The organism is Chromatiales bacterium (assembly GCA_024234935.1).
GTDB lineage: Bacteria > Pseudomonadota > Gammaproteobacteria > Steroidobacterales.
Map to the genome: position 1 here is coordinate 1,063,654 of JACKNI010000001.1, position 24,595 is coordinate 1,088,248.

Below are 24,595 nucleotides of genomic sequence, written 5' to 3' on the forward strand. Positions count from 1 at the left end.
CGGTTCAGGATGATCCGGCGGCGCTGAAGTCACTCTTGCCGCCGGTCTTGGTGATGAGCCTGATCTCGGCGATCACGATCTCATGCGACAAGGCCTTGCACATGTCGTAGACGGTGAGCGCGGCGACGCCGGCACCGGTGAGCGCTTCCATCTCGACGCCGGTGCGGTGTTCAACGCGTGTCGTGCAATCGATGATGACGTCACCACCCTGGTCCAGGCCAATCTCGATACGGCAGGAATCGAGCCCGATCGGATGGCAGAAGGGAATCAGCTCGCTGGTACGCTTGGCGCCCATCGTGCCGGCGATGATCGCGGTCTGGAATACCGGCCCCTTGGGCGTCTGGATATCGCCGCCCGCAAAGGCTGCACGGACGACCGGCGGGAGCAGCACCCGAGCCCGCGCATGTGCAGTGCGGCGTGTCACGGCCTTGCCGCTCACATCCACCATGGTGGGCTGATTCTTGTCATCCACATGGGACAGCATGTCGGTACTCGCCTGGATATGAAGCCGGGGATTATAGCTCCCCCGTCCCGTGCGCCCGCGCCGGAACCGAGCTGCTATCATCGCGGCCGGTTTCAGCTAGCGCCGACCTGGCGCGGGAAGCATGGGTCAGACCATCATCGACAAACTGTGGGCGGAGCATACGGTCGCTGATCTGGGCGATGGCGCCACCCTGCTCTACATCGACCGCATCTTCCTGCACGAGCGCACCGGCAGCGTGGCGCTCAAGGGCCTGGAAGCCGCGGGGCATTCGGTGCGCCACCCAGAACAGGTGTTCTGCACCATGGACCACATCGTCGATACCACCCCCGGGCGCACCGACGACACGCGCATGCCGGGCGGCCGCGAATTCATCACCAGCACCCGCGCTTCGGCCATCGCCGCGGGCATCCATCTCTTCGATCTGGGCGATGACCGCCAGGGCATCGTGCATGTGGTGTCGCCTGAACAGGGCATTGCCCTGCCCGGCGTGACGCTGGTCTGCCCGGACAGTCACACCTGCACGCTCGGCGGTCTGGGCGCACTGGCGTGGGGCATCGGCTCCACCGAAGCCGAGCATGCGCTGGCCACCAAGACACTGGCCGTACGCAAGCCGCGCAACATGCGTATCCGCTTTGAGGGCGAACTCGGTCCGGGTGTCTATGCGAAGGACCTGATCCTGCACCTCATCAGTCGCTACGGTGCTTCAGGCGGCACCGGTTATGCGATCGAATTCGCCGGCGCTGCGATACGCGCGCTGCCGATCGAAGCCCGCTTTACCCTCTGCAACATGGCCGTCGAGTTTGGCGCATGGACCGGTATCGTGGCGCCAGACGAAAGCACCTTCGAATATGTGCGTGGCCGGCCTTTTGCACCGGGACCTGAAACCTGGGACAAGGCGGTCGCTCACTGGCGCACGCTGGCCAGCGATCCGGACGCGACTTTCGACCGCGAGATCGAGATCGACTGCAACATGCTTGGCCCGCACATCACCTGGGGCACCAGCCCGCAGCATGGCGGCAGCATCGGCGACGCAGTGCCGGACCCGGCCGCCGAGGCCGACAACAACCGGCGTCAGTCCATGCAGCGCGCACTCGAATACATGGGCCTTGAACCCGGCACCTCGCTCGAGGGCCTGCCGATCAGTGCTGCCTTTATCGGTTCCTGCACCAACAGCCGCATCAGCGACCTGCGCGAAGCCGCCCGCCTTCTGCGCGGCCACAAGGTCGCCGCTGGCGTGAAGGCGATCTGCGTACCCGGTTCCAGCCAGGTCAAGAAAGCCGCCGAGGCAGAAGGGCTCGACAGGATTTTCCGGGACGCCGGTTTCGAGTGGCGCGAGTCCGGCTGTTCGATGTGCTTCTACGCCGGCGGCGAGAGCTTCGGTCTCGAGGAGCGCGTGGTCTCCAGCACCAACCGCAATTTCGAGAACCGCCAGGGCCCGCGCACGCGCACCCATCTGGCCAGCCCGGCGACCGTGGTCGCCTCGGCGATCGCGGGTTCGCTCGCCGACGTACGCAAGCTGAAGGGGGGCTGAGACGCCATGGAGAAGTTCACGCGACTCACCGCCATCGCCGCACCCCTGTTGCGCATCAATATCGATACCGACGCAATCATCCCCAGCCGGGAAATGAAGCGCGTCTCGAAAGTCGGCCTCTCGGAAGGGCTGTTCGCCGGCTGGCGCTATCAGAGCCCGGGCAGCCGCGCTGAAAACCCGGATTTCATCCTCAACCGGGAGCCCTACCGCAGGGCGCAGATCCTGCTTTCAGGCCTCAACTTCGGCTGCGGCTCATCCCGCGAACATGCCGTGTGGGCGCTGCACGAATGGGGCATCCGCGCCATCATCGCGCCGAGCTTCGGCTCCATCTTTCATGGCAACTGCGTACGCAATGGCATCGTGCCGGTGATTCTCGACAACGCCGTTGTCGAGGCCCTGGCACGAAAGGTTGAAGCAGACCCGGAGAAAATCCGGATCACGGTGGACCTGACGACCTGTACCGTCTCCATACCCGACGGTGGCGCGTGGTCCTTCAGCATCCCGGAGGCCGATCGGGAAATGCTGCTGGAAGGCCTCGACTCCATCGCCGTCACGCTGAAGCGCGACGCAGAGATCCTCGCCTATCGCGAACGCGACCGGTCACGCCGGCCGTGGATCTATCTGCCCGAACGCACTCAGCCGGGACAGTAACCCAACGGCGACGCATCCCGGGCGGCATGCCCCGAGCGGGCATAAACCGGATATCCAGGCCGTCACAGTTCCTTCCGGATAACGCGGAAACCCGGCCTCGTGCGCACGGGGTCCTCGCGAAAACCCAGTGCGCGCGCAAGTTCAAGCATCCGCGTGTTTTCCGGCAGCACGCTTGCGACCAGCTCCCGGGTACCCTGCGCGCGCAAGGTCCGGATCAGCTTGTCCATCAGCAGTTCGCCGAGTCCTTCACCCTTGAGTTCGGAACGCACGATGATGCCGAATTCGGCCTCGCAGTTATCCGGGTCAGCCGTGGCGCGCACCACGCCGAGGGTCTGCTCCCGACCGTCCGGCCGGGGCGCCACGGCAATGAATGCCATTTCGCGGGCGTAATCGATCTGCGTCAGCCGGGCGAGCTCGCTGCGTTCAATGCTGCGCTTGCTGTAGAAGACACGCTGGCGCACATCCTCGGGATCCAGATGTGCGAGGAACTCGAGGTGCTGCGCCTCGTCTTCAGGACGGATCGGGCGCAGCGTGAGCGCACGCCCTTTCCAGTCCAGCGACTCGATCAGATGCGCCGGATAGGGGCGGATCGCGAAATTCAGCGCGCCCGCCGGTGCCGCCGCGCTGAGCCGGATGCGGGCATCCAGCGCAATCGCACCTTCGTGATTGACGATCAGCGGATTGATGTCGATCTCGGCAATCGAGGCATTGTCGGCGAGCAACTGCGAGACGGCCATCAGGACCGCATACACGGCATGCAGGTCAGCCGGCGGGGTATCGCGAAAGCCCGTGAGCAGCCGGGCAACACGGGTACGCGCGACCAATGCGCGTGCCAGTGGCTGGTTCAGCGGCGGAAGCGCAATTGCCCGGTCAGCCAGCACCTCGACAGCAGTGCCACCCTGACCAAACAGGATCACCGGACCGAAAGCGTTGTCGATGCTCGCACCGACGATCAACTCCTGGGCATGTGCACGGCGGATCATCGCCTGCACCGTGAATCCCTCGATCCGCGCCGCTGGCCGCAGACGGCGTACCCGCTGAAGCATCGCGGTGGCGCTGCGCTCTACATCCCCGGGATCGGCCAGATCGAGCGCGACGCCACCCACATCGGACTTGTGCGAGATGTCCTCGCTCAGGATCTTCAGCGCGACCGGAAAGCCAATGGAGATAGCAGCCTGCGCGGCATCAGCCGGATCGGCCGCCACGCTGCGCGTCGCGACGACAGGAATTGCGTAAGCCGAAAGTACCGCCTTGGCCTCCGGTTCGGTGAGCATGTCACGCCCACTGTCCAGAACCTTCCTGAACAATTCATCGACAGCATCGAAGTCCGCTGCCGGCACGCCTGGCGGCCGTACCGGTGCAGCCTCGATCAGCTGGGCCTGATTGCGCCTGTAGGTCGTGAGCATCGAGAAAGCGCGCACGGCCTGTTCCGGTGTCTCGTAGCCGGCGATGTCTGCTGCCTGGAAAATCGTGCGCGCTTCCGCAACCGACTCGTCACCCATCCAGCAGCCCATCACGCGCGGCGGGGACTGGCTGGCCAGCGGCACGAGCGCCCGCGCAATATCGGCACTTGGCACGATCGCAGTCGGCGCATGCATGAACAGCACCGCTCCCGCACCAGGGTCGGCATTGAGCGCCTCCAGTGCCTGGACATAGCGCTCCGCCGGTGCATCACCGATGATGTCTACCGGGTTGCCGCGCGACCAGTTGGCCGGCATCTGCGCGTCAAGCCTGGCCACAGTCGCGGGAGTCAGTTCGCACAGGTCCACACCCAGGTGGGCGGCATGGTCGGCAGCCATGACGCCAGCGCCACCCCCGTTGGTCAGGATCGCCAGTTGCTCACCGACGTTGTCCCGGAACCGCGCCAGCGTTTCGGCCGCGAGAAACAACTGCTGCATGGTATCGACACGCAACATGCCGGCGCGTGCGATGGCAGCGTCATATACGAGATCCGAGCCTGCGAGCGCACCAGTATGGGAAGCAGCGGCGCGCTGCCCCTGCGCCGAACGTCCGGACTTGACGACAATAACCGGCTTGTTGCGCGCCGCCCCTCGCGCCGCCGACATGAACTTGCGGGCTGCCTCAACCGACTCGATATAGAGCAGGATCGCTCGCGTGCGGGGATCGGTCGAGAGGTAGTCGAGCATGTCGCCGAAATCCACATCGGCGTGCTCACCGAGCGAGACCAGATGGGAAAAGCCAATGCGGCGCGATCGCGCCCAGTCAAGCATGGCGGTCATCAGCGCGCCGGACTGGGTGATGAAGGCCAGTTCACCCGGCAAGGCATCGATATGGGCAAAGCTGGCATTCAGACCGATGTGCGGTGACAACATGCCTATGCAGTTTGGCCCCAGGATCCGCAGCAGGTGCGGGCGTGCCGCATCCAGCATGGCCTGTTTCTGCCCGGCATCGAGCCCCGCGCTGAGAACCACGGCAGCGCGTACACCGAGTTTGCCGAGCCCGGCAATCAACCCGGGAACCACGGCAGGCGGTGTACAGATCAGCGCGAGATCCGGAACTTCCGGGAGATCGCCTGCCTGCGCAAAAACAGGTACACCGTCGAACTCCCGGTATTTCGGATTGACGGCAAAAATGCGGCCCTTGAAGCCATCCGCATGGAGGTTGCGCCAGACGGTAGCGCCAACGCTGGCCGGTCGCTGCGAGGCACCGAACACGGCGACCGACGCGGGATCAAACAACTGATCGAGGTGACGGATACTCATCGCATGCCTTTCATGCGGGTACGGCCGGCCAGCAGCCGGCCGACCCTGGCATGGCAAGGCTCACTCGCGAAAGGCGCCGTCTACTTCAGAACGAAGGTCACGCGCATGCGTACGCGGTATTCGACGATGCTGCCCTTCTCGATAACCACTTCCTGATCCTGTATCCAGGCACCGGAGACATTGTCCAGGGTCTTTGTCGCCCGCTTGATGCCGTTTGTGATCGCATCCTCGAAGCTCTTCCGGGAGGTGCTCGTGAGTTCCGTGATCTTGGCAACGGTCATGTTGGTATCTCCTCTTGGTCTTCTTGCTGTGATGCTTGTCGGAAATTCGGACCTTACAGCAAAGGCGCCGAGAACGTATCGCAGCTGCCGGGCTGTCCGCTTGCATAGCCTTTGCTGAACCAGCGTACCCGCTGTTCCGCGCTGCCGTGCGTAAACGAATCCGGACTGACATAGCCGCGCGACTGCATCTGCAGTCGGTCGTCACCGATGGCGCTCGCCGCAGCCAGGCCCTCGTCGATATCACCGGTCTCCAGCAGCTGCCGGCTGCGATCGGCGTGGTATGCCCAGATTCCGGCGAAACAGTCGGCCTGCAACTCGAGCCGGACCGACAGGGCGTTCCCCTCGGCGTCGTCCCGGCCCTCCCGCGCTCTTTGTACCTTTGCCGAGGTACCGAGGAGATTCTGCACGTGGTGGCCGACCTCGTGGGCAATCACATAGGCCTCGGCAAAATCACCGGGCGCGTTGAAACGGTCATGCAGATCCGCAAAGAAGGCCAGATCGATATAGACCTTGCTGTCACCTGGACAATAAAACGGCCCGACCGCAGCCGTAGCCATGCCACAGGCGGAACGCACCTGGCCAGAAAACAGCACGAGGGACGGTTCCTGATAGCGGCGGTTTGCTGCAGTGAACAACGCCTGCCAGGTATCCTCGGTATCGGCCAGCACCACCGAGACGAAATCGCGCATCGTGTCGGAAGCCTCCGGACTGCCGGAGGGCGCCTCCGCGCTGACCGAAGTGTCGCTGCCGGCCGGCATGTCCTGCAGCAGCAGGGACGGGTCAACCCCGAAGTAGATTGCGGCCAGCACCAGCGCCAGTGTCAGCAGCCCGCCGCCGCCGACCAGACCTGTGCGCATACCGCCGGTCCGCCGGTCTTCGATGTTGCTGCTTCGCCGACCTCGCTCCCAGCGCACTGGCTATCCTCGCGGTTGCTTTGTCGAGTATAGATGACAGCCAGAGCAGGATGGGTACAACGGATCGTGGAGTTCATGGCACAACCCGAAATGACCTACCGGTTACTCGCAGATCTGGTGCTTGCCGCCCATATCGCGCTTGTGGTGTTTGTCGTCGGGGGACTTGCACTGGTTGTCATCGGTAACCGGCGCAGCTGGCACTGGGTCAACGAGCTGTGGTTCAGGCTGATGCACCTGGCTGCGATCGCCACCATCATCGCGGAAAGCTGGCTGGGCCTGAACTGCCCTCTCACGACCCTGGAGATATGGCTGCGAACCAAAGCCCGGACCACCACCTACAGCAGCGGTTTCATCGAACACTGGCTGCAGCAACTCCTGTACTACGACGCGCCGCCGTGGGTATTTACGACCGGCTATACGCTGTTCGGCCTGCTCGTCGTGGCAACGTGGTGGTTCTTTCCGCCCGACCGGCGGCGATGAGGAATATCCCGCATTGCCTTCAAGACGCATTGCTCGTAAATTGCCGCGCGTGTAATCCTGCCTGTCAATGACACAGATCAGGTTTGCCGGCATAAATTCCTGGTCAACACTCCGTCACGGAGCCCTTTGATGGACAAATCAAACACGTATAACGACGTCGTCGTCCGGCAGTTCTCCATCATGACGGTGGTCTGGGGTGTGGTCGGCATGCTAGTCGGCGTGATCATCGCCGCCCAGTTGATGTGGCCGGAGCTGAACTTCGACCTGCCGTGGACCACTTTCAGCCGGTTGCGGCCACTGCATACCAATGCGGTGATCTTTGCCTTCGGCGGCTCCGCACTCTTCGCCGCGTCCTACTACGTCGTGCAGCGCACCTGCCACGTGCGCCTGTATGCCGGATGGCTGGCGACATTCACCTTCTGGGGCTGGAACCTGGTCATCGTGCTGGCCGCCATCACCCTGCCGCTGGGCATGACCCAGGGCAAGGAATACGCCGAACTGATCTGGCCCATCGATGTACTGATCACCGTGGTGTGGGTTGCGTATGGCGTGGTGTTCTTCGGTACGCTGGCCAAGCGACGCGTACAGCACATCTATGTGGCGAACTGGTTCTTCGCTGCCTACATCATCACCATCGCAATCCTGCATGTCGTCAACTCGCTCGCGATCCCGGTAACGCTGAGCCTGTCGTACCCGATCTATGCCGGTATCGTCGATGCGATGGTGCAATGGTGGTATGGCCACAATGCGGTGGGCTTTTTCCTCACGGCAGGCTTCCTCGGCATCATGTATTACTTCGTGCCGAAGCAGGCTGGCCGCCCGGTGTACTCCTACCGGCTGTCAGTCGTGCACTTCTGGGCCCTGATCGCCACCTACATGTGGGCAGGACCGCACCACCTGCACTACACGAGCCTGCCCGACTGGGCCCAGTCGGTAGGCATGGTCTTCTCGCTGGTGCTGCTGGCGCCGTCATGGGGCGGCATGATCAACGGCATCATGACGCTGTCCGGTGCCTGGGACAAACTGCGCACCGACCCGGTCCTCAAGTTCCTGATCGTCTCGCTGTCCTTCTACGGCATGTCGACCTTTGAAGGGCCGATGATGTCGATCAAGACTGTCAATGCCCTGTCGCACTATACGGACTGGACCATCGGCCACGTGCATTCCGGTGCGCTCGGCTGGGTAGCAATGGTCACCTTCGGCTGCATGTACGCGCTGATCCCGCGCGTCTATGGCCGCACAGGCATGTACAGCACCAAAGCAATCGACCTGCACTTCTGGATCGCCACCATCGGCATCGTGCTGTATGTGGCTTCGATGTGGATTGCCGGCGTGATGCAGGGACTGATGTGGCGCGCGGTCAACAGCGACGGCACCCTGACCTTCACCTTCATCGAGAGCCTGAAGGCCACCTATCCATACTATGCAGCACGACTGACGGGTGGCGTGATGTTCCTCAGCGGCGCCCTGATCATGGCCTGGAACACATGGAAGACAGTGGTCACCAGCGAACAACGCGTCGTACAGCCCGTCCTGGATCCGGCCTGAGGAGCGCACGAAAATGCGGCATGAAACGATCGAAAAATCCGCCGGCCTGCTGGGCATCCTGACCGCGCTGGCGATCAGCATCGGCGGCATGGCGGAGATCGTGCCATTGATCATGTCACGCGAGGCCGTGGAGCCGGCACCAGGCGTGATGCCCTACACCGCCCTGCAACTCGAGGGACGGGACATCTACGTCCGCGAGGGCTGCTATGGATGCCACTCACAGATGATCCGGCCATTTCGTGCCGAAACCGAGCGCTATGGCCACTACTCGCTGGCCGGCGAAGCCGTGTACGACCGGCCGTTCCAGTTCGGCTCCAAGCGCACCGGTCCTGATCTGGCGCGCGTCGGCGGCCGCTACACCGATCAGTGGCAGCGCGCACATCTGCACAACCCGCGCGACCTGGTGCCTGAATCGAACATGCCGGGCTTTCCCTGGCTCAGCGAGAACACACTGGATGCCAGCCTCACGCCGATAAAGATGCAGCGGCTGCGGACCATCGGCGTGCCCTATACGGACGAGGACATCGCTGGCGCTTCCGCCCTCGTGGAGGGCAAGACCGAGATGGATGCGCTGGTCGCCTACCTGCAGGGCCTCGGCACAGCCGTCAAGGGCCGCTGACATGGATCCCGGACTGCTGCGCGGCATCTTTACCGTCGTGATGCTGGTGCTGTTCATCGGCATCTGCTTCTGGGCGTACAGCAGCAGACAGAAGGCAACTTTCGATGCGGCGGCACAGTTGCCGCTGGAGCCGGACGACAAACCACCCGCGGATCCGGAAAACCGGTCCTGATATCGCTGAACTGGCGAGGAGCAAGCGTAGATGAGCGGATTCTGGAATGCCTGGGTGTGGGTGCTGACGCTCGGCACACTGGCAGGCTGTCTGTGGCTGCTGCAGGCCCTGACGACCAAGCGCAAGGAGAAACGGCCCGAAGAGAAGAGCACCACGGGCCATGTCTGGGACGGCGATCTCGTGGAACTCAACAACCCGCTGCCGCGCTGGTGGCTGTGGCTGTTCTGGATCACCGGCATCTTCATGATCGTGTACCTGGTGATCTACCCCGGTCTCGGCAACTTCGCCGGTATCGGCGGCTGGAGCCAGAAAAGCCAGTACGAGGCGGAGATGGCCGCTGCCGAAAAGCGCTTCGGCAATGTCTTCGCTGCTTTTTCCGGCGTGCCGCTGCCGGAACTCGAAGCCGATCCGGATGCGCTGCGGCTCGGGCGCAATATCTTCCTGAACCGTTGCTCCACCTGCCACGGCTCCGACGGCCGCGGCGCCAAGGGCTTCCCGAACCTCACCGACTCCGCCTGGCTGTGGGGCAATGCACCCGACACGATCATCGAAACCATAACCAACGGACGTACCGGCATGATGCCCGCCCTCGGCCCAGCACTCGGCGAACAGGGCGTGACCGAAGTCATCGCCTGGCTGCGTGCACTGCCGAAGCTGCCTGCATCTGCGCTGACCGATCCCGCAGGCCTTGCGCCCGATGTGGCCGCTGGCCGGCAGAAATTCATGAGCTTCTGCATCGGATGCCACGGTGCCGACGCGAAAGGCAACCAGGTACTCGGCGCGCCGAATCTCACCGACACTGACTGGCTGCATGGATCGACTGATGCCGATATCCGCGACGTACTCATGAAGGGCCGCACCAACCAGATGCCGGCCCAGCATGACTACCTGACGCCCGATCGTATCCGTGTGCTGGCTGCCTATGTGCTGAGCCTCGGCAACGGCGGTGGAGCACGGCCGTGACCGAACAACCGGAGTTCCAGCCCGCTGATCCGGCGCCGCCACGACCGTGGAGCACGCGCGCCCAGGTGCTGGCTGCCGTGCTCTGGCCGTCGCTCCTCGCCGCCAGCTTCGCCACGATGCTTTTCTTCGCCTTTGTCGATCCTGGTCAGCTGCACGAGGGCTCTGCTGCCGAGATCGAAACTTCGCGCATGACGGCCTACGGCATCGCCTTCTTTTTTTTCTGGCTGATCGCCGCGCTCTCAAGTGCCGTCTCGATATACCTGATGCGCACCTCGCCCGGCTCTGCGCCGGGCGGGGATGACTGACCGTGAGCAGCAACGAGGTCGAAGTCGAAGCGCTGTACGCCAAGCGGGCGAAGATTCACGCTCGCGAGGTCAAGGGCTTCTTTGCGAATCTGCGCAAGACGGCGGTCATCGTACTGCTCGGCATCTACTACCTTGCGCCCTGGCTGCGCTGGGGAACACGCCAGGCCATCCTGTTTGACCTGCCCGCGCGCCAGTTTCACATCCTGGGCCTGACGCTGTGGCCGCAGGATTTCGTGTTCCTGTCCTGGCTGCTGATCATGGCCGCCCTGCTGCTGTTCTTTGCCACTACGGTCGCAGGCCGCGTCTGGTGCGGCTACGTCTGTCCGCAGACCGTCTGGACCGAGATATTCGTCTGGATGGAACGACTCACCGAGGGCAACTTCAACCAGCGCATCAAGCTCGACAAGGCGCCGTGGTCGCCTGAAAAGATCCTGCGCAAGAGCGCGAAGCAGATTCTATGGATCAGTTTCGCCGCATGGACAGGTTTTACCTTCGTCGGTTACTTCACGCCGATCCGTGAACTGGGTGTCTCGCTGCTGTCTTTTGATCTCGGCGGCTGGGAGACCTTCTGGATCTGCTTCTACAGTCTGGCCACCTACGGCAACGCCGGCGCACTGCGCGAACAGGTCTGCATCTACATGTGCCCCTATGCGCGCTTCCAGAGCGCCATGTTCGACCGCGATACGCTGATCGTCTCCTACGATCCGGCCCGCGGCGAACCGCGCGGCGGGCGGCAACGCGGCACCAGCGCTGCCGCGAACAAACTCGGCGACTGCATCGACTGCCGGATGTGCGTACAGGCCTGCCCGACCGGCATCGACATCCGCAAGGGCCTGCAATACGAGTGCATCACCTGCGCTGCATGCATCGATGCCTGCGATGTCGTGATGGACAAGGTCGGCTACCCGCGCGGACTGATCCGCTATACCACCCAGAACGCCGTGCAGGGCAAGCCACAGCATATTCTCCGGCCGCGGGTCATCCTGTACGGCACCATCCTGTTGCTGCTGTTCGCCGGCTTCGTGATCACGCTGGCCAACCGCGCCGCCGTGCGCCTTGATGTGATACGCGACAGAAACACGCTGTACCGCGAACTGCCGGACGGACAGATCGAAAACGTCTATCAACTGAAAATTCTCAACAAGGAGGATCATCCACGCAGCGTGCGCGTCAGCGTAACCGGACTCCCCGGTGCGCAGATCGAAACCGCACCGGCGGAAATCGATCTGGCCCCCGGCGCGCTGCTGGATGTCGTGGCGCGGATCAGCGTGGAGCGCAGCGCGGCGCCACAAGGCAGGGCCGATCTGAACATACGCGTGGAAGATGCCGTTGACGGCACGGTGCAGGCACAGCGCGACGCCCGATTCTTCGGTCCCCCGCAATGACCGCAAAGCCCTGGTACCGGCATTTCTGGGTCTGGTTCATCCTCACGCCGGTGATCGGCAGCGTGATCGCGGGCTTTGTCACGCTGTACCTCGCCGGGGCGCCGCCATCGCTGGTCGTGGACGATTTCGGCCAGATCGCCATGGCGGTGGAACTCGATCAGCAACGTGACAGGCGGGCTGTGGAACTCGGCGTCGCTGCCCGGCTGCAGTTCGACGCACCGTCCGGGGACAGCGCCCGGGCAGTGACTGTCAGCCTCAGCGGTGCGGCGCCAGACAGCCTCAGACTGGAATTGATACACCCCACCCTGGAGCAGATGGACCGGCACGTCATCCTGAAGCGCCGCGGCAATCTCTATGCCGGCACGATGCCGCGCGCCGACACGCGGCTCTATGTGATGATCAGCGATGCTGCGGGAAACTGGCGCCTCACCGGGGTGCTTGAACCCCGGCAGGAGGTACTGGAACTGAAGGCCGGACGCTGAAAATGCCCGATGCGCTCAATTGTTTCCACTGCGGCACTGCCATTCACGGGCCGGCAACGCATCAACTGCAGATCGACGGCGCCACTGTCACCCTGTGCAGCGACGCCTGCCAGGAAATCGCCACACGCATTCGCGACAAGGGGCTGACGGAATTCTATCGCTTCCGCACCGCTGCCAGCACGCCGGCAGGTGCCGACACCGGACCCGAACGATGGACGAGCTACGACCGGGAAGCGCTCCAGAAGGAGTTTGTCAGCTCCCGCAGCGATGGCAGTCGTGAAGCCCAGTTGCTGTTGCAGGGCGTGCGCTGCGCTGCCTGTTCCTGGCTGATCGAACGCGCCATGGCCGCTGTGCCCGGCGTATGCGAAATTGCGGTAGACCCGTTGACCACCCGCACACGATTACGCTGGGATCCGCAGGTGACGCGCCTCAGCGAGCTGCTGGCATGTATCGCGGTGCTGGGCTATGGCCCCTGTCCCTGTACCGAAGATGAGGCGGGTCGTGCCGCGATACTTGAACGGCGCGCCGCCCTGCCCCGGCTCATCGTCGCGGGGCTCGGCATGTCGGAGGTCATGGGTTTTGCCGTCGCACTGTATGCCGGCGCCTTGCATGATGCCGATCCGGCCATCCACGAGTTCCTGCGTCTCATCAGCCTGCTGGTCGCGACGCCGGTGGTGTTCTACGCCGGCGCGCCATTCTTCCGGGGCGCTGTGCGCGGCCTGCGCCTCGGCCGGCCTGGCATGGATGTGCCGGTGGGTCTCGCCATCGCCGCCGCCTATATCGCCAGTACCTGGAATACCTTCAAGGGCAGCGGCCCGATCTATTTCGATTCAGCCGTCATGTTCGTGTTCTTCCTGACCTGCGCGCGCTTCCTGGAAATGTCGGGACGACATCGGGCACTAAGCCTCACCGGCGCCCTGGCGCGGCATCTGCCGCGGGTGGCGACGCGACTGCGTGACGGCCGGCCGGAAATCGTCGGCGTCGTGGAACTCGAACCCGGTGATCTGGTGATGGTGGCGCCGGGGCAGTCGGTCCCGGTCGACGGGCGGCTGGAATGCGAGTCGGCACGCGTTGACGAATCCCTGCTGAGCGGAGAATCCCGTCCGGTACGCAAGGCCGCCGGCGATCCGGTCATCGCCGGCAGCATCAATCTGTTCGGCGCTGCCACGATCCGTGTGGAGCGCGTGGGTACCAGCACCGTGCTGGCGCAGATCAGCCGCCTCATCGCTGTAGCCCGCGAGGAGCGGCCACGCCTGGTCGAGATCACCGATCGCGTCGCGGTGTGGTTTGTCACCGGCGTGCTCGTGCTGGCGGCCGCATCCGGTACAGCCTGGTGGTGGATTGACGCATCCCGCGCTTTCGAGGTGGTCCTCGCCGTACTGGTCGTGACATGCCCCTGTGCCCTTGCCCTGGCAACACCGGCCGCATTCACCGTCGGCATGAGCGCCCTGGCGCGCCAGGGCGTATTGCTGCGGCGGGCCGGCGCCCTCGAAACACTGAGCCGCGTGACCGACCTGGTCTTCGACAAGACCGGCACGCTGACAGAGCACTCGGCTGGCATTCAGCACATCGAGACCTTCGCTGGCCATGATCGGGAACGGATGCTGGAGCTGGCGGCCTTGCTGGAGTCGCGTTCCGAGCATCCGCTGGCACGGGCTTTCCCGCCACCGCGCACGGCGTTGCCGGTTACCGATGTCGTGGCGGTAGCCGGTCAGGGCCTGGAAGCTTGCGTCAGCGGTGAACGGCTGCGCATCGGCACCCGTGCCTTTGTCCTCGGACTGGTTGACATCAATGCCAGTGACGACAGTCCGGATTCGACGGCGCAATCCGTCTATCTGGGCAGCGGATCGCAGCTCATGGCGCGTTTTGAAATCACCGAGCGCGTGCGGGCCGAGGCGCCCGCTGCACTGGCCGCGCTCGGGGCCGCCGGTATCGCGCTCGCCATCGCCAGCGGCGACCAGCCCGGACCGGTCCGGGCCGCTGCGCAGCGCCTCGGCGTCGATGCCTGGCATGCCCACCTGGCACCAGCTGGCAAGCTCGAATTCGTACGCCGGATGCAGCAGGACGGGCATATCGTCGGCATGGTCGGCGACGGTATCAACGATTCGCCGGTGCTCGCTGGTGCCGACGTATCCGTGGCCGTCGGCACGGGCACCTCCCTCGCCCAGCACGCGGCTGACTGCATCCTGATGGGACCGGGCCTCGGCGCCTTGCCGACAGCCGTGGCCCACGCGCGACGCACCATGCATATCGTGCGACAGAACCTGTGGTGGGCCGTCGCCTACAACGTGGTGGCCGTTCCACTGGCCATCAGCGGGTTGCTCGCACCCTGGCTCGCCGCCCTCGGCATGTCGGCGAGTTCGCTGCTGGTGACCTTCAACGCGCTGCGCCTCGGGCGTACGCTGCAACCGGTCCCGGCTACGGCACCGGATCAGGCGCTGAGCGAAGCCCGCCTGTGAGCATCATCTTCATCCTGATTCCGCTTGGCCTCGTGCTGCTGCTGGCTGCCGTGGCGGCCTTTTTCTGGGCCGTGCGCAGCGGCCAGTTCGATGACCTGGAAACGCCGGCCTGGCGCATCCTGCTGGATGATGATCGCAGACCGCCGCCGCAGGCGGAGACCGACAAGTCTGACGACCTGTAGCGTGCCGGGTGAGTCGATCCGCGCAGGCCTAGCCATCGCTTTGGTATGTGCCATCACCGTGTGGCGCAGCCTTGAACTCGGATAGCGCCTCGGCAGCGGCTGAAACAGCGACCAGACGAGGAAAGTCACTGGCCGGGACCACTTCCGGAATCATTTGCTGGCTGAAGTGCCAGGCCACTCCAATGGTGATCCCTGCCTGGCGGATGCCCGAGCTGCTGACCGCAAGCGGCGTGCGGGCGAGTTCCCGTTCCAGCTCACCGTATGCAGCGAGCAACTGGCCGGTAACCCGGTTGACCCATGGCTCGTGCAGTTTCTCCGGCGGGCGCAGTCCACGCTCATAGACGATCTGGACACTCTTCTCGGTTGCTGCGAGCGCCAGACCGATCAGCCGCAGCTCATGCTGAAGTTCCTTCAGACCCGATGGCATCAGCGTGCGCGGACGGGCAAGTACTTCGGCGTACTCCAGCATGAGCGTCGAGTCCATCAGCACTTCGCCGTCATCGCACACCAGCGTCGGCGCCTTGACCACGGGGTTGATCTGCTGGAACTCGGAAAAGGTACGAAAGACCGAGAGCGACTGGTGCTCAAAGCGTATGCCGAGCAACTGGAGCGAAATGGCGACTCGCCGCACGTACGGCGAGTCGAGCATGCCGATGAGTTTCATGACGCCTCCTGTGACGGTTGACCCGGTTCATACGCCGCCTACTCCGCCTTCGGCCATGCACTCGCGTCGATGGTTTCCAGATAGCCGTGCCAGGTCGCATAGGCGAGCAGCGGAATCATGATCACGAAGAGGATAAAGGCGGTGGCAAAGCCGATCAGCACGGATGTGATGATGACAGCAGCCCAGTTCAGCATCGCGCGCTTGTTGCGCAGCACGGCATTGACGCTGGTGACCACGGCGGTTACCGCATCGGTCTCGCGGTCGTCGATCATCGGCAGCGAGAAAGCACTCACTGCGAAAGTAATACCGGCAAAAACCGCACCGACCATTATTCCGGCCAGCAGATAGGGCCACATCTCGGCGATTGCGGGCTCATTCTCCATCGGCAGGAAGATGCTGATCAGCGAAACCGAACGCGCCCAGACCAGGAAGACGACCAGCAGCGTCAGCCCGAAGACCATGGCGTTGCTGAATACGCGGCGTATGCCGCGCAGCGAGACCACCATCATTGGCGTCTGGCCGGCCGCAACCTGGCGGCTGACCTCGTAAAGACCGATTGCCACGATCGGCGCAAGAAACACGAAGCCGGTGAGTGCGGCAAACACCAGCACGTAACTGCCCAGCCGGAACGCCAGCCAGGTGACCAGATAACTGATCAGCACGACGGTAGTGCCGTAGCTCAGGGTCGGACGCCAGGCGCGGATGAGGTCTCTCCAGCCCAGCCGCAGCCAGCGAAACGGTGCCTGCGGATCGAGTTGGCGGCACGGAGCCACAAAGGGCAAACCGCGCGGCACGCTGTTTCCAGGTTGATCAATCGTCACCGCATGCTCCTCGCTTGATTGGAACGCCACCCATTTTTCCCGGGAACGCTTTCCGCTTCCCGTCAACTCCGGAAACGGGACCATTCCTTCTCCAGAGTATAAGCCGCCCGTTACTCGTAATAGAAAGCGTTGAAGGCGTGATAGCCGATGAAGAACGGCAGCGCGGTGGCCAGCGTCACATGAACCACCAGCCACGCGGTGTTTAGCCGGTTGCTGTTCAGCCGTGCCAGCGGCTGCTGCAGCAGTCCCAGTGCGACGAGACCGAGGAAGGCAATGCTCATCGCGCGGATGTAGGCATATCCGAAACTGATCGCGTGCAGGTACAGCAGCAGGGGTGCCAGCGCACCCAGATCCCGGTGCAGCGTGAGCAGCCGCGGCGTCGGCGACGCGCTGCCCATGCGTGCGACCGACAGGCGCCACTGCATCAGGAAAAACAGGACGAGCGCCAGACCGCTGAGCTGCTTGTAGAGTTCGCTTTCCTGCAGGCCGGAAAGCCACTCCCAGCGCCAGCCCCAGATCGCCTGGGCCACAAATGCGGCTGTCAGCAGCGCTCCCGTTGTCAGCCAGGGCATATCCGCGCGGCCTAGTGCGACGGTATGCCGGCGCCGGATGCCGGGGACGGTGGCGCTGTTGCATTCAGCAGGGCATCAAGACTCGCCGCCGCCGTGCTTTCGCCAAGCGCAGCCATGAACACATCGGCAGACGGCAGGTAGTAGCCATCGCGCGGCCAGCGGGCACCGATCTCCGGCGGCTTGCTGAAGGTCACTGCCTTGTCGAGATAGGCCTGATAGGCACCGCGAATCGAAGTGCGCAATGCCGCCAGCACACTGATCATCTGCTCCGCCGTCAGCCGGTCCTCAGGGTACGACCAGGTGGTTGCCCCCATCACGTCATGCAGCTTCCAGTCGTTCTTCGGACTGTCCTCGTGCTCGTTGTGGCAAGTCACGCAGGCTTCCGCCACGGCTTCGTCGGGAAACATCGCGGTATACAGGCGCGTATCCGGCATCCGGAAATACTGCGGCTCGCCGGTTGCCCGGATTCTGGCAAACGCCTCCTGCTGCAGCCCCTCAAAGCGGTTGGCGGAATTGATCGGTGCATCGGAACCCAGAAACAGGCTGAGTCGCACGGGATTCCTTTCAAGGTTCTTCGCGGTCTCGCGCAGGAACAGCGCCGGCAGCGGTCCAGCCTCCTCCCCGGCTTCCCGCCAGTCCTCGCTGAAGCCGAGACCGGCTTTCTTGCCTGCGCCGACGATCTCACGGGTCCACAGGGCGCGTGCGGCATCATTTTCACCCTCCACCAGCGCGAATACCCGTTCAACGGGAATATTTGCGTTGACTGCGGCCTGCTCCGGCAACGGCGAGGGTGCACTCACAAACAGGTACACGATCAATGCCGTGAGCAGCAGGGAAGCGAGAATGAACAAGGGACGGGTCATCGCAAGGGCTCCCGGCGGGCTGCGAATCTTTTCTCGCGCGAATATGGCGACGCGCCACCGCGGAAATACGCCAGGATCTGCGCTGGTGGAATCGCGTCGCGCAGCTGCTCGTGCACCGTCATCAGGTGATTGCCGTGGAAATCGTGACAGCCCAGACAGCTGTCCCACTTTTCTGCCTTGATGAGTGAGGCATGGGAGACATCCAGCGGATCGTTCTTCAGCTTCGTGTCCTCATGGCAGTGCCGGCAATAGTCGATGCCATCGAGCGTGACCCGCACGCCCCGGTGCTCCAGATGACAGGACACGCAGGCCTCGGGATGCAGCGCGTCGCGCGCCTTCTGGAAACGCGGCTCAAAGAACCGGAACACGGGATGACGCTCCTCCGGAAAATCATGACAGGCCAGGCATTCCCCGTTCCCGGCCTGCAGCAGCCCGAAATCGGCGACGGTGGCGCGCATGCCAAGCAGATGACGGACATTGGCCTGCAGTTGCTGGCGCAAGGTACCCGGTGCAGGCAGATGGCAATGCTCACAGGCGATGTCATCGTGTCCGCTGTTCATGGGCCCGCGGGCGTGCAGCGTCTCCTCACCCGGCAGCAGCAGCACGAGCAGTATGAGCGCCCCGGCGGCAAAGCCGAGGATCAGGCCGAGATTCTGGCGGAAACGTCTGGCCATCGATGGCGGTGCCGTGAATACCGTTATTTTGTCCTCCGAAGTATAGGACAGCCCCGGCAGCAGGGCAGCGACCAGGGGCTGTCCGGTGCGCCGTGATTCGCCGGGATCTATAGAATGGCGTAGACCCGGACCACTGCTGAAATGGAACTGACCATGACTTCCAGAATCGCTGACGACCCGCGTATCGATCCGCGCATCAAGGCCTGGTTCGGAAACATGACCGTGCAGCCAGCGCATGATGTTGCCAGCCGTGAGGAGTTGCTTGCCGAGATGAGCGGCACTGCGGCCAGGCAGATGGCAATCACCCTGAAGGGTGTATTCGACGTGATGGATAACGAGACCGTCGCGCCGTCTGCCGGACTGCTCGTGCGTGAGCACTCCGTCGTCTCGCAACCCGATGGCAATCGCATCAACATCCGCTTCGTGCGTCCGGATACGCAAGAAGTCCTGCCCTGCATCTATTACATCCACGGTGGCGGCATGCAGGTCATGTCGTGCCATGACGGCCACTACCGTGCATGGGCACGCATCCTTGCCGCTCAGGGCGTGGCGGTGGCGATGGTGGATTTCCGCAATGCGCTGACGCCCTCGTCTGTACCGGAAGTCGCACCCTTCCCCGCTGGCCTGAACGACTGCATTTCCGGTCTGCAGTGGCTGCACACGAGCAGCGCGATGTTGAACATCGATACCTCCCGCATCGTCGTGGCCGGAGAAAGCGGTGGCGGCAATCTCACCCTCGCGACCGGCCTCAGGCTGAAGCGGGACGGCGAGTTGCACCTGGTCAAGGGACTGTATGCACTCTGCCCCTACATCGCAGGTGAATGGCCCTTGCCGCAGAACCCGTCGTCCGTTGAGAACAACGGCATCCTGATGGATCTGCATGATAACCGTGGCCGCATGGCCTACGGCATCGAGGCATTCAATGCGCGCAATCCGCTGGCCTGGCCCGGCTTTGCCACCGGCAACGATGTACGCGGACTGCCGCCAACCGTGATCAGCGTGAATGAATGTGACCCGCTGCGCGACGAGGGCATCAACTTCTATCGGCTGTTGATCGCCAATGGCGTGAGCGCCAGGTGCCGGCAGGTGATGGGCACGATCCACGGCACCGACATATTGCCCATGTGTTGCCCCGATATCAGCCGGGATACGGCACGCGATATCGTGGCGTTTTGCAAAGACTGAAGCTGTATCCGGCAAGGCCGCGTGCAGGTCAGGCAGACAAGTACTGCCATTATCCCCGGGATGCAGCGTCTCTTTCCCGTGCGGCAATCTCGCGCCTGAGCCGTTCCGCATAAGCGATCGAAAGACTGCTGCCGACGATGACCGCCATGCCGGCCAGCGACAGCAGATCGGGCAGATGCCGGAAGAACAGCCAGCCGAGCAGCATCGCCCAGATCAGCTGTACGTAGAGGAATGGCGACAGAAAGGACGCGGCGGCATGGCGAAACGCCCGCGTCAGCATCAGGTGACCCGTGCCACCGTAGATGCCCAGCGAGGCGATCAGCGCCCCGTCGATGCGGTCGGGTATCGGTCCGCCCCAGTACAGCGGAGCGGCCAGAGTCATCGTTACGGTACCAACCAGCGCCGTATAGAAAAGCATGGTGAGGGTATTTTCACCGGGCGAGAGCTGCCGCGTCTGTATCTGATAGCCCGAATAGCAGGCCGCCGCCAGCAGCATCCAGACCAGTCCCGGCATGCTCAGCGCCCCACCGGGCCGCGCGATCAGCAGGATTCCGAAAAAGCCGGCAATGACCGCAATCACGTGAATGCCGGCAATCGTTTCCCTGAGCAGCCAGCGCGAGAGCATCACGACGACCAGCGGCGTGATGAAAACGATCGCCGTACTCTCGGCCAGCGGCATCAAGGAAAAGCCGACCATCGAAAAGCCGGTGGTACCGGTCAGCATCAGCGCACGGATGACCTGCGCCAGCGGCCGCTTGGTAGCGATCAGCCGCATGCGCATCGACGGCGCAACGAAGATCAGCATCATCAGGCAGTGGAAGCTGTAGCGGCCCCACACCAGCATCGGTATCGGATAGGTCCGCGACAGGTGTTTCGACGTCGCGTCGAGCGCAGCAAAGCACAGCGTTGCGCCAAGCATCAGCAGCACTGCAATGCCGGTCTTGTGGGGGGCGCCAAGCGGCTGGCCGGCCGCGACCTCCCCCTCCGGACGGAGATCCTTCTTCAGGCCGGACCTGCGACAATCTTGCGACTGAGCAGTGTGCCGATCTCGGCGTCCGTATAGCCCGCCTCCCGCAGCACCTCGCGCGTATGCTGACCGGCACGCGGCACATCACGGTGCACGCCAAAACGCGCCCCGTCCATCTCCAGCGGCAATGCCGGCAGCCGGGTCTTCTCGCCAGCCCGCGGACCATCGCTGACCGTGATCGGCACCAGCCCGTCATTGGCAGCCAGATGCGGATCGTCGAACAGGTCTTCGGGCCGCGCGATCGGTGCAAATGGCAGGCCGGTCTTTTCCAGCTTGTCCATCAACTGCTGCTTGCTGTACTTGCGAAAGGTCGCCTGGATCTGCGGTACCAGACGATCCTTGTGCTTCACGCGGTCGTTGTTGGTATCGAGACTGCTGTCGGCAGCGAGCTCGTGCAACTCGAAGGCGGTACAGAAATCCTTCCACTGCTTGTCGCTGACCACGCCGACGAACACCTGCTTGTCATCGCCGGTTTCAAAGACCTGGTAGATCGCCCAGGCCGACACGCGCACCGGCATCGGCGCCGCCGGCTTGCCGGTCACCGCCATCTGCGCCATGTGCTGGCCGACGAGGAACACCGTGCTCTCATAGAGCGAAGCCACGATGTTCTGGCCCAGGCCAGTCGTATTGCGCTGATGTAGCGCGGCAATGATGCCCACCGCACCGAACATGCCGCCCTGCACATCGATCACCGAGGTACCGGCACGCAGCGGCTTGCCCGGCGGGCCGGTCATGTAGGCCAGGCCGCCCATCATCTGCGCGACTTCATCGAGCGCAGTCCGATGCTCATAGGGGCCGGCCAGGAAGCCCTTCTCCGAACAGTAGATGAGCCGCGGGTGCAGTGCCTTGAGCGTCTCGTAACCGAGACCCAGGCGGTCCATGGTGCCCGGACGGAAGTTTTCGATCAGTACATCGGCCGTGCTGACCAGGCGCAGCACGGCAGCAAGGCCATCAGGGGACTTCAGGTCAACGCACAGGCTGCGCTTGTTGCGGTTGTACATCGGGAAATAGCCGGAACCGGAACCCGGCAGGTGGCGGGTGCTGTCGCCATTCACCGGCTCGATCTTGATCACATCGGCGCCCAGGTCGGCGAGGATCAGCCCGGCCGCCGGGCCCATCACCATGTGCGTGAATTCGATCACCCGCACCCCTGCGAGGGGCAAACCCTGCGAACCTGTCATCGACTGCGCCTTTTCCGTGTTATGTCTGTTGCCGGCACCGGTTGGCACCGGCAATCGGGTGGTGGATTATCCACCACCCCGGCCCCATATAGAATAAACACCTGCAGTCACCAGGAATCCAGCATGTCCGGCACCAGCGATATCGACGTACTCGTCAGCGAGGTAGGCCCTCGCGACGGCCTGCAGAGCATCAAGTCCATTATGCCCACCCCCGCCAAGAAGGCCTGGATTGCAGCCGAGGCTGCGGCTGGCGTCCGCGAAATCGAGGTCTGCTCCTTCGTCCCCGCCAGGCTGATGCCGCAGATGGCCGACGCTGCCGAAGTCGTGGCCTATGCACGCACGATTCCCGGCCTGACGGTGCTGGCGCTGGTCCCCAACTTCAAGGGTGCCGAGAACGCGATCAATGCCGGTGCACACAAGATCGCACTGCCGCTCTCCGCCAGCGAAACACACAGCAAGGCCAACCTGCGCAGGAGCCATGCCGAGGTCATCGAGGACGTACGCCGGATCGCCGAACTGCTGCGCAGCCTGCCGGCTGAAAGTCGTCCCGGTTTCGAGGGCAATGTCGCCACTGCCTTCGGTTGCACGCTTGAGGGCGTGGTCCCGGAAACGAAGGTCGTCGAACTGGCCGTGGCGCTCATGGAGGCCGGCTGCGAAGAGATCGGCCTATCGGACACCACCGGTTACGCAAACCCGAAGCAGTTGCGTCGCCTGATCCGTCTCGTACGCGAGGCGGTGGGCCACGACAAGCTCTCCAGCGTGCATCTGCACAACACGCGGGGCCTGGGTCTGGCCAATGCACTGGCGGCGCTGGAGGAAGGCATCACGACGCTGGACAGCTCGCTCGGCGGACTTGGGGGCTGCCCGCACGCGCCAGGCGCCAGCGGCAATATCGTCACCGAGGACCTGGTCTTCATGCTCGATGCAATGGGCCTGCGTACCGGCATCGACATCCGCAAGTTGCTCGAAGTCCGGCAGATTCTGCGCGAGAGTCTGCCGGACGACGAGCTTTACGGTTTTACCCCGGACGCCGGATTGCCGAAGGGCTATGGTCCCGGTGGCTGGGGAATCGGCAAGCAGTTCAGTACTTGAAGCTCATGTCGAGCTGGAGACGGTCGTAGTCTTTCTCTGTACCGCGCTTCCCGCCCGTCTCGTTGATGAAGTAAGTCAGCCCCAGGTTCCATTTGTCGCTGAGCGCATAGACGCCCTGCAGACGATGACCCTTGTTGTCGGTCTTGCCGCCACCAAAGTCCGAGTCAGCCAGTCCGGCGAACACCGCATCCGGCTCGAGGTCCTGCCAGGTATAGCCTAGCTGCCAGGTCCCCTTGGCCTTCGCTGCACCGAGCTGTGCGCCGGCTGCCCAGCCCGTATCAAACTCGTCGGCATCGGTGTTTTTCACGTAGTCGGCGAAGACACTGGCCGGCAGACCGGCGAGCTTGAATCCCAGCTCGGCAAATCCCTCGATCTCCTCGTAGTCATACAGATAGCTGTTGGTGATCGAATCGTAGCTGTTGCCCAGGAAGTTGGTATCCGAGCCGTAGAACGTTCCCTTGCCCCTGGTATTGAAGTGGTAATACCCTGCGCCAGCGGTAAGTTTCACCTCATCGGCAATCGGGACAGCCGCACCCAGCTGGCCGCCCCAGGTGAAGGCCTTGTCGTTCTTGCTGTCGCTTTCCAGCCAGAAGCCAATCGCGTTGGCGAAGAACGGGCCACTGACATAGTTGAGTCCGAAACCTTCCGGATTCCAGTCACTGTCCCAGAGCAACGCGTGCTGGCCGGGCCGATACAGCGGGTTCTGGAACTTGCCACCGCTGACGGTCAACCCTTCCAGTGCAGCCCATTTGAAGTAGGCAAGGCTGAGCGCAAAGTTCTTGTTCGAGTTGCCGTCGCCCAGGGTCTGGTTGCCGGAGACCGGGTCATTGTCCTGGCTCGTCGTGAGGCCCAGACCGATCTCCAGGTTGTCCTGCGGCTTGGCAATCAGCGCCAGGCGCGCACGAATCCGCGCACGATTGCGTTCGTCACTGGCATTCTCGTCGTCTATGTTCTCGTAGCGCAGACGCAGGTCGCCCTTCAGGCTCAGCTTGTCAGCCCAGCTGGCCGGTGCCGGCGCGCTGGCGGCAGGCCTCGCCGCAACCTCCGCGACAGCCTGCTTCTGCTCTTCCACCGCCGTCTGCGTCTGTTGCGCGTTCTTCTCGAGTTCGGCAATGCGCTTCTCCTGCGCCTCCAGGCGCTGGAGGAGCTGCTGCACGACCTCATCGGAAACCGCAGCGAATGCGGTCGGTGAGTTCATCAGGAGGCCAACGGTCAGGGCCAGCAATACACGTCTCATGGGAATACCTCGTCTGTTCATAATCCGTTCCACATCGGCGGAAAAGGCGCTCGCCCGATCCACCCGATGCAGGAAGTCTGCCGCGCTTTTGTTGCGGGAA

Annotated in this window: 26 protein-coding genes; 14 read left to right on the forward strand and 12 right to left on the reverse strand. The window is 63.5% G+C overall.

Annotated features, from left to right (window positions below; genetic code table 11):
* Nucleotides 1-4: 4 nt before the first annotated feature.
* Entirely contained in the window at nt 5-484 is a 480-nt protein-coding gene (moaC, locus tag H6979_05090) for a cyclic pyranopterin monophosphate synthase MoaC (GenBank protein MCP5139210.1), read from the reverse strand.
* 121 nt (nt 485-605) lie between these two features.
* On the opposite strand from moaC, the gene leuC reads away from it, so the two are divergent.
* Entirely contained in the window at nt 606-2,015 is a 1,410-nt protein-coding gene (gene leuC / locus H6979_05095) for a 3-isopropylmalate dehydratase large subunit (GenBank protein MCP5139211.1), read from the forward strand.
* A gap of 6 nt (nt 2,016-2,021) precedes the next feature.
* Nucleotides 2,022-2,666 carry a 3-isopropylmalate dehydratase small subunit gene (gene leuD / locus H6979_05100; protein MCP5139212.1) on the forward strand — a complete coding sequence of 215 codons (645 nt, stop codon included), beginning with the start codon at nt 2,022-2,024 and terminating at the stop codon, nt 2,664-2,666.
* Between the two features lie 62 nt (nt 2,667-2,728).
* On the opposite strand, the gene H6979_05105 is transcribed toward leuD, so the two are convergent.
* The 3 genes from H6979_05105 to H6979_05115 form a co-directional block, all read right to left on the reverse strand.
* Entirely contained in the window at nt 2,729-5,389 is a 2,661-nt protein-coding gene (locus tag H6979_05105) for a bifunctional acetate--CoA ligase family protein/GNAT family N-acetyltransferase (GenBank protein ID MCP5139213.1), read from the reverse strand.
* Between the two features lie 80 nt (nt 5,390-5,469).
* A complete protein-coding gene (locus H6979_05110) occupies nt 5,470-5,670 on the reverse strand; it encodes a dodecin domain-containing protein (GenBank protein ID MCP5139214.1) in 201 nt (66 codons plus the stop codon).
* Nucleotides 5,671-5,723: 53 nt separating this feature from the next.
* A complete protein-coding gene (locus tag H6979_05115; protein MCP5139215.1) occupies nt 5,724-6,584 on the reverse strand; it encodes a neutral zinc metallopeptidase in 861 nt (286 codons plus the stop codon).
* A 90-nt stretch (nt 6,585-6,674) separates the two neighbouring features.
* On the opposite strand from H6979_05115, the gene H6979_05120 reads away from it, so the two are divergent.
* The 10 genes from H6979_05120 to ccoS all read left to right on the forward strand — a co-directional run bounded on the left by H6979_05120 (nt 6,675) and on the right by ccoS (nt 15,179).
* Nucleotides 6,675-7,064 carry a DUF2784 domain-containing protein gene (locus H6979_05120; protein ID MCP5139216.1) on the forward strand — a complete coding sequence of 130 codons (390 nt, stop codon included), beginning with the start codon at nt 6,675-6,677 and terminating at the stop codon, nt 7,062-7,064.
* 129 nt (nt 7,065-7,193) lie between these two features.
* Nucleotides 7,194-8,612, forward strand: a complete 1,419-nt coding sequence (ccoN, locus tag H6979_05125) for a cytochrome-c oxidase, cbb3-type subunit I (GenBank protein ID MCP5139217.1) — start codon at nt 7,194-7,196, stop codon at nt 8,610-8,612.
* A gap of 13 nt (nt 8,613-8,625) precedes the next feature.
* Nucleotides 8,626-9,231, forward strand: coding sequence for a cytochrome-c oxidase, cbb3-type subunit II (ccoO, locus tag H6979_05130; GenBank protein ID MCP5139218.1), 606 nt, complete (start codon nt 8,626-8,628; stop codon nt 9,229-9,231).
* 1 nt (nt 9,232) lies between these two features.
* Entirely contained in the window at nt 9,233-9,403 is a 171-nt protein-coding gene (locus H6979_05135) for a CcoQ/FixQ family Cbb3-type cytochrome c oxidase assembly chaperone (protein ID MCP5139219.1), read from the forward strand.
* Between the two features lie 30 nt (nt 9,404-9,433).
* Nucleotides 9,434-10,366, forward strand: coding sequence for a cytochrome-c oxidase, cbb3-type subunit III (gene ccoP / locus H6979_05140; protein MCP5139220.1), 933 nt, complete (start codon nt 9,434-9,436; stop codon nt 10,364-10,366).
* 65 nt (nt 10,367-10,431) lie between these two features.
* Nucleotides 10,432-10,671: a hypothetical protein gene (locus tag H6979_05145; protein ID MCP5139221.1), complete on the forward strand. Its 240-nt coding sequence runs from the start codon at nt 10,432-10,434 to the stop codon at nt 10,669-10,671.
* A gap of 32 nt (nt 10,672-10,703) precedes the next feature.
* Nucleotides 10,704-12,056, forward strand: a complete 1,353-nt coding sequence (gene ccoG / locus H6979_05150; protein MCP5139222.1) for a cytochrome c oxidase accessory protein CcoG — start codon at nt 10,704-10,706, stop codon at nt 12,054-12,056.
* Nucleotides 12,053-12,538: a FixH family protein gene (locus H6979_05155; protein MCP5139223.1), complete on the forward strand. Its 486-nt coding sequence runs from the start codon at nt 12,053-12,055 to the stop codon at nt 12,536-12,538. The genes ccoG and H6979_05155 overlap by 4 nt, the downstream gene beginning before the upstream one ends.
* Nucleotides 12,539-12,540: 2 nt before the next feature.
* Nucleotides 12,541-14,997 (forward strand): cadmium-translocating P-type ATPase, encoded by a 2,457-nt coding sequence (gene cadA / locus H6979_05160; protein MCP5139224.1) that lies wholly within the window; start codon nt 12,541-12,543, stop codon nt 14,995-14,997.
* Complete coding sequence (gene ccoS / locus H6979_05165; protein ID MCP5139225.1) at nt 14,994-15,179, forward strand: cbb3-type cytochrome oxidase assembly protein CcoS; 186 nt, start codon at nt 14,994-14,996, stop codon at nt 15,177-15,179. The genes cadA and ccoS overlap by 4 nt, the downstream gene beginning before the upstream one ends.
* Nucleotides 15,180-15,207: 28 nt before the next feature.
* Here ccoS and H6979_05170 read toward each other — a convergent pair whose 3' ends face one another.
* The 5 genes from H6979_05170 to H6979_05190 all read right to left on the reverse strand — a co-directional run bounded on the left by H6979_05170 (nt 15,208) and on the right by H6979_05190 (nt 18,773).
* Nucleotides 15,208-15,843 carry a glutathione S-transferase gene (locus H6979_05170; GenBank protein ID MCP5139226.1) on the reverse strand — a complete coding sequence of 212 codons (636 nt, stop codon included), beginning with the start codon at nt 15,841-15,843 and terminating at the stop codon, nt 15,208-15,210.
* A 38-nt stretch (nt 15,844-15,881) separates the two neighbouring features.
* Complete coding sequence (locus H6979_05175) at nt 15,882-16,664, reverse strand: DUF2189 domain-containing protein (protein MCP5139227.1); 783 nt, start codon at nt 16,662-16,664, stop codon at nt 15,882-15,884.
* 110 nt (nt 16,665-16,774) lie between these two features.
* Nucleotides 16,775-17,236 carry a hypothetical protein gene (locus tag H6979_05180; GenBank protein MCP5139228.1) on the reverse strand — a complete coding sequence of 154 codons (462 nt, stop codon included), beginning with the start codon at nt 17,234-17,236 and terminating at the stop codon, nt 16,775-16,777.
* A gap of 11 nt (nt 17,237-17,247) precedes the next feature.
* Nucleotides 17,248-18,099, reverse strand: coding sequence for a DUF3365 domain-containing protein (locus tag H6979_05185; GenBank protein MCP5139229.1), 852 nt, complete (start codon nt 18,097-18,099; stop codon nt 17,248-17,250).
* Nucleotides 18,096-18,773 (reverse strand): hypothetical protein, encoded by a 678-nt coding sequence (locus H6979_05190; protein ID MCP5139230.1) that lies wholly within the window; start codon nt 18,771-18,773, stop codon nt 18,096-18,098. Before H6979_05190 ends, H6979_05185 begins: the two co-directional genes overlap by 4 nt.
* Before the next feature lie 153 nt (nt 18,774-18,926).
* Between H6979_05190 and H6979_05195 the strand changes: the two genes are divergently transcribed.
* Nucleotides 18,927-19,958, forward strand: coding sequence for an alpha/beta hydrolase (locus H6979_05195; protein ID MCP5139231.1), 1,032 nt, complete (start codon nt 18,927-18,929; stop codon nt 19,956-19,958).
* 49 nt (nt 19,959-20,007) lie between these two features.
* Here the strand turns inward: H6979_05195 and H6979_05200 are convergent, their stop codons facing one another.
* Both H6979_05200 and H6979_05205 read right to left on the reverse strand, forming a co-directional pair.
* Nucleotides 20,008-20,877 carry a DMT family transporter gene (locus H6979_05200; GenBank protein ID MCP5139232.1) on the reverse strand — a complete coding sequence of 290 codons (870 nt, stop codon included), beginning with the start codon at nt 20,875-20,877 and terminating at the stop codon, nt 20,008-20,010.
* 83 nt (nt 20,878-20,960) lie between these two features.
* Nucleotides 20,961-22,166, reverse strand: a complete 1,206-nt coding sequence (locus H6979_05205; protein MCP5139233.1) for a CoA transferase — start codon at nt 22,164-22,166, stop codon at nt 20,961-20,963.
* A gap of 123 nt (nt 22,167-22,289) precedes the next feature.
* On the opposite strand from H6979_05205, the gene H6979_05210 reads away from it, so the two are divergent.
* Nucleotides 22,290-23,258, forward strand: coding sequence for a hydroxymethylglutaryl-CoA lyase (locus tag H6979_05210; protein MCP5139234.1), 969 nt, complete (start codon nt 22,290-22,292; stop codon nt 23,256-23,258).
* On the opposite strand, the gene H6979_05215 is transcribed toward H6979_05210, so the two are convergent.
* A complete protein-coding gene (locus H6979_05215) occupies nt 23,248-24,495 on the reverse strand; it encodes a putative porin (protein ID MCP5139235.1) in 1,248 nt (415 codons plus the stop codon). The genes H6979_05210 and H6979_05215 overlap by 11 nt on opposite strands.
* Between the last annotated feature and the right edge of the window lie 100 nt (nt 24,496-24,595).

Bases quoted from the DNA above. Each gene is read 5' to 3' on its own strand.
- H6979_05190 (MCP5139230.1), bottom strand. From the start codon at position 18,773: ATGGCCAGACGTTTCCGCCAGAATCTCGGCCTGATCCTCGGCTTTGCC.
- H6979_05135 (MCP5139219.1), top strand. From the start codon at position 9,233: ATGGATCCCGGACTGCTGCGCGGCATCTTTACCGTCGTGATGCTGGTG.
- H6979_05195 (MCP5139231.1), top strand. From the start codon at position 18,927: ATGACTTCCAGAATCGCTGACGACCCGCGTATCGATCCGCGCATCAAG.
- H6979_05110 (MCP5139214.1), bottom strand. From the start codon at position 5,670: ATGACCGTTGCCAAGATCACGGAACTCACGAGCACCTCCCGGAAGAGC.
- ccoO (MCP5139218.1), top strand. From the start codon at position 8,626: ATGCGGCATGAAACGATCGAAAAATCCGCCGGCCTGCTGGGCATCCTG.
- H6979_05200 (MCP5139232.1), bottom strand. From the start codon at position 20,877: ATGCTTGGCGCAACGCTGTGCTTTGCTGCGCTCGACGCGACGTCGAAA.
- leuD (MCP5139212.1), top strand. From the start codon at position 2,022: ATGGAGAAGTTCACGCGACTCACCGCCATCGCCGCACCCCTGTTGCGC.
- H6979_05170 (MCP5139226.1), bottom strand. From the start codon at position 15,843: ATGAAACTCATCGGCATGCTCGACTCGCCGTACGTGCGGCGAGTCGCC.
- H6979_05185 (MCP5139229.1), bottom strand. From the start codon at position 18,099: ATGACCCGTCCCTTGTTCATTCTCGCTTCCCTGCTGCTCACGGCATTG.
- H6979_05120 (MCP5139216.1), top strand. From the start codon at position 6,675: ATGACCTACCGGTTACTCGCAGATCTGGTGCTTGCCGCCCATATCGCG.
- leuC (MCP5139211.1), top strand. From the start codon at position 606: ATGGGTCAGACCATCATCGACAAACTGTGGGCGGAGCATACGGTCGCT.
- H6979_05210 (MCP5139234.1), top strand. From the start codon at position 22,290: ATGTCCGGCACCAGCGATATCGACGTACTCGTCAGCGAGGTAGGCCCT.
- H6979_05215 (MCP5139235.1), bottom strand. From the start codon at position 24,495: ATGAGACGTGTATTGCTGGCCCTGACCGTTGGCCTCCTGATGAACTCA.
- ccoN (MCP5139217.1), top strand. From the start codon at position 7,194: ATGGACAAATCAAACACGTATAACGACGTCGTCGTCCGGCAGTTCTCC.
- ccoP (MCP5139220.1), top strand. From the start codon at position 9,434: ATGAGCGGATTCTGGAATGCCTGGGTGTGGGTGCTGACGCTCGGCACA.
- H6979_05180 (MCP5139228.1), bottom strand. From the start codon at position 17,236: ATGCCCTGGCTGACAACGGGAGCGCTGCTGACAGCCGCATTTGTGGCC.
- H6979_05205 (MCP5139233.1), bottom strand. From the start codon at position 22,166: ATGACAGGTTCGCAGGGTTTGCCCCTCGCAGGGGTGCGGGTGATCGAA.
- H6979_05105 (MCP5139213.1), bottom strand. From the start codon at position 5,389: ATGAGTATCCGTCACCTCGATCAGTTGTTTGATCCCGCGTCGGTCGCC.
- cadA (MCP5139224.1), top strand. From the start codon at position 12,541: ATGCCCGATGCGCTCAATTGTTTCCACTGCGGCACTGCCATTCACGGG.
- moaC (MCP5139210.1), bottom strand. From the start codon at position 484: ATGCTGTCCCATGTGGATGACAAGAATCAGCCCACCATGGTGGATGTG.
- H6979_05155 (MCP5139223.1), top strand. From the start codon at position 12,053: ATGACCGCAAAGCCCTGGTACCGGCATTTCTGGGTCTGGTTCATCCTC.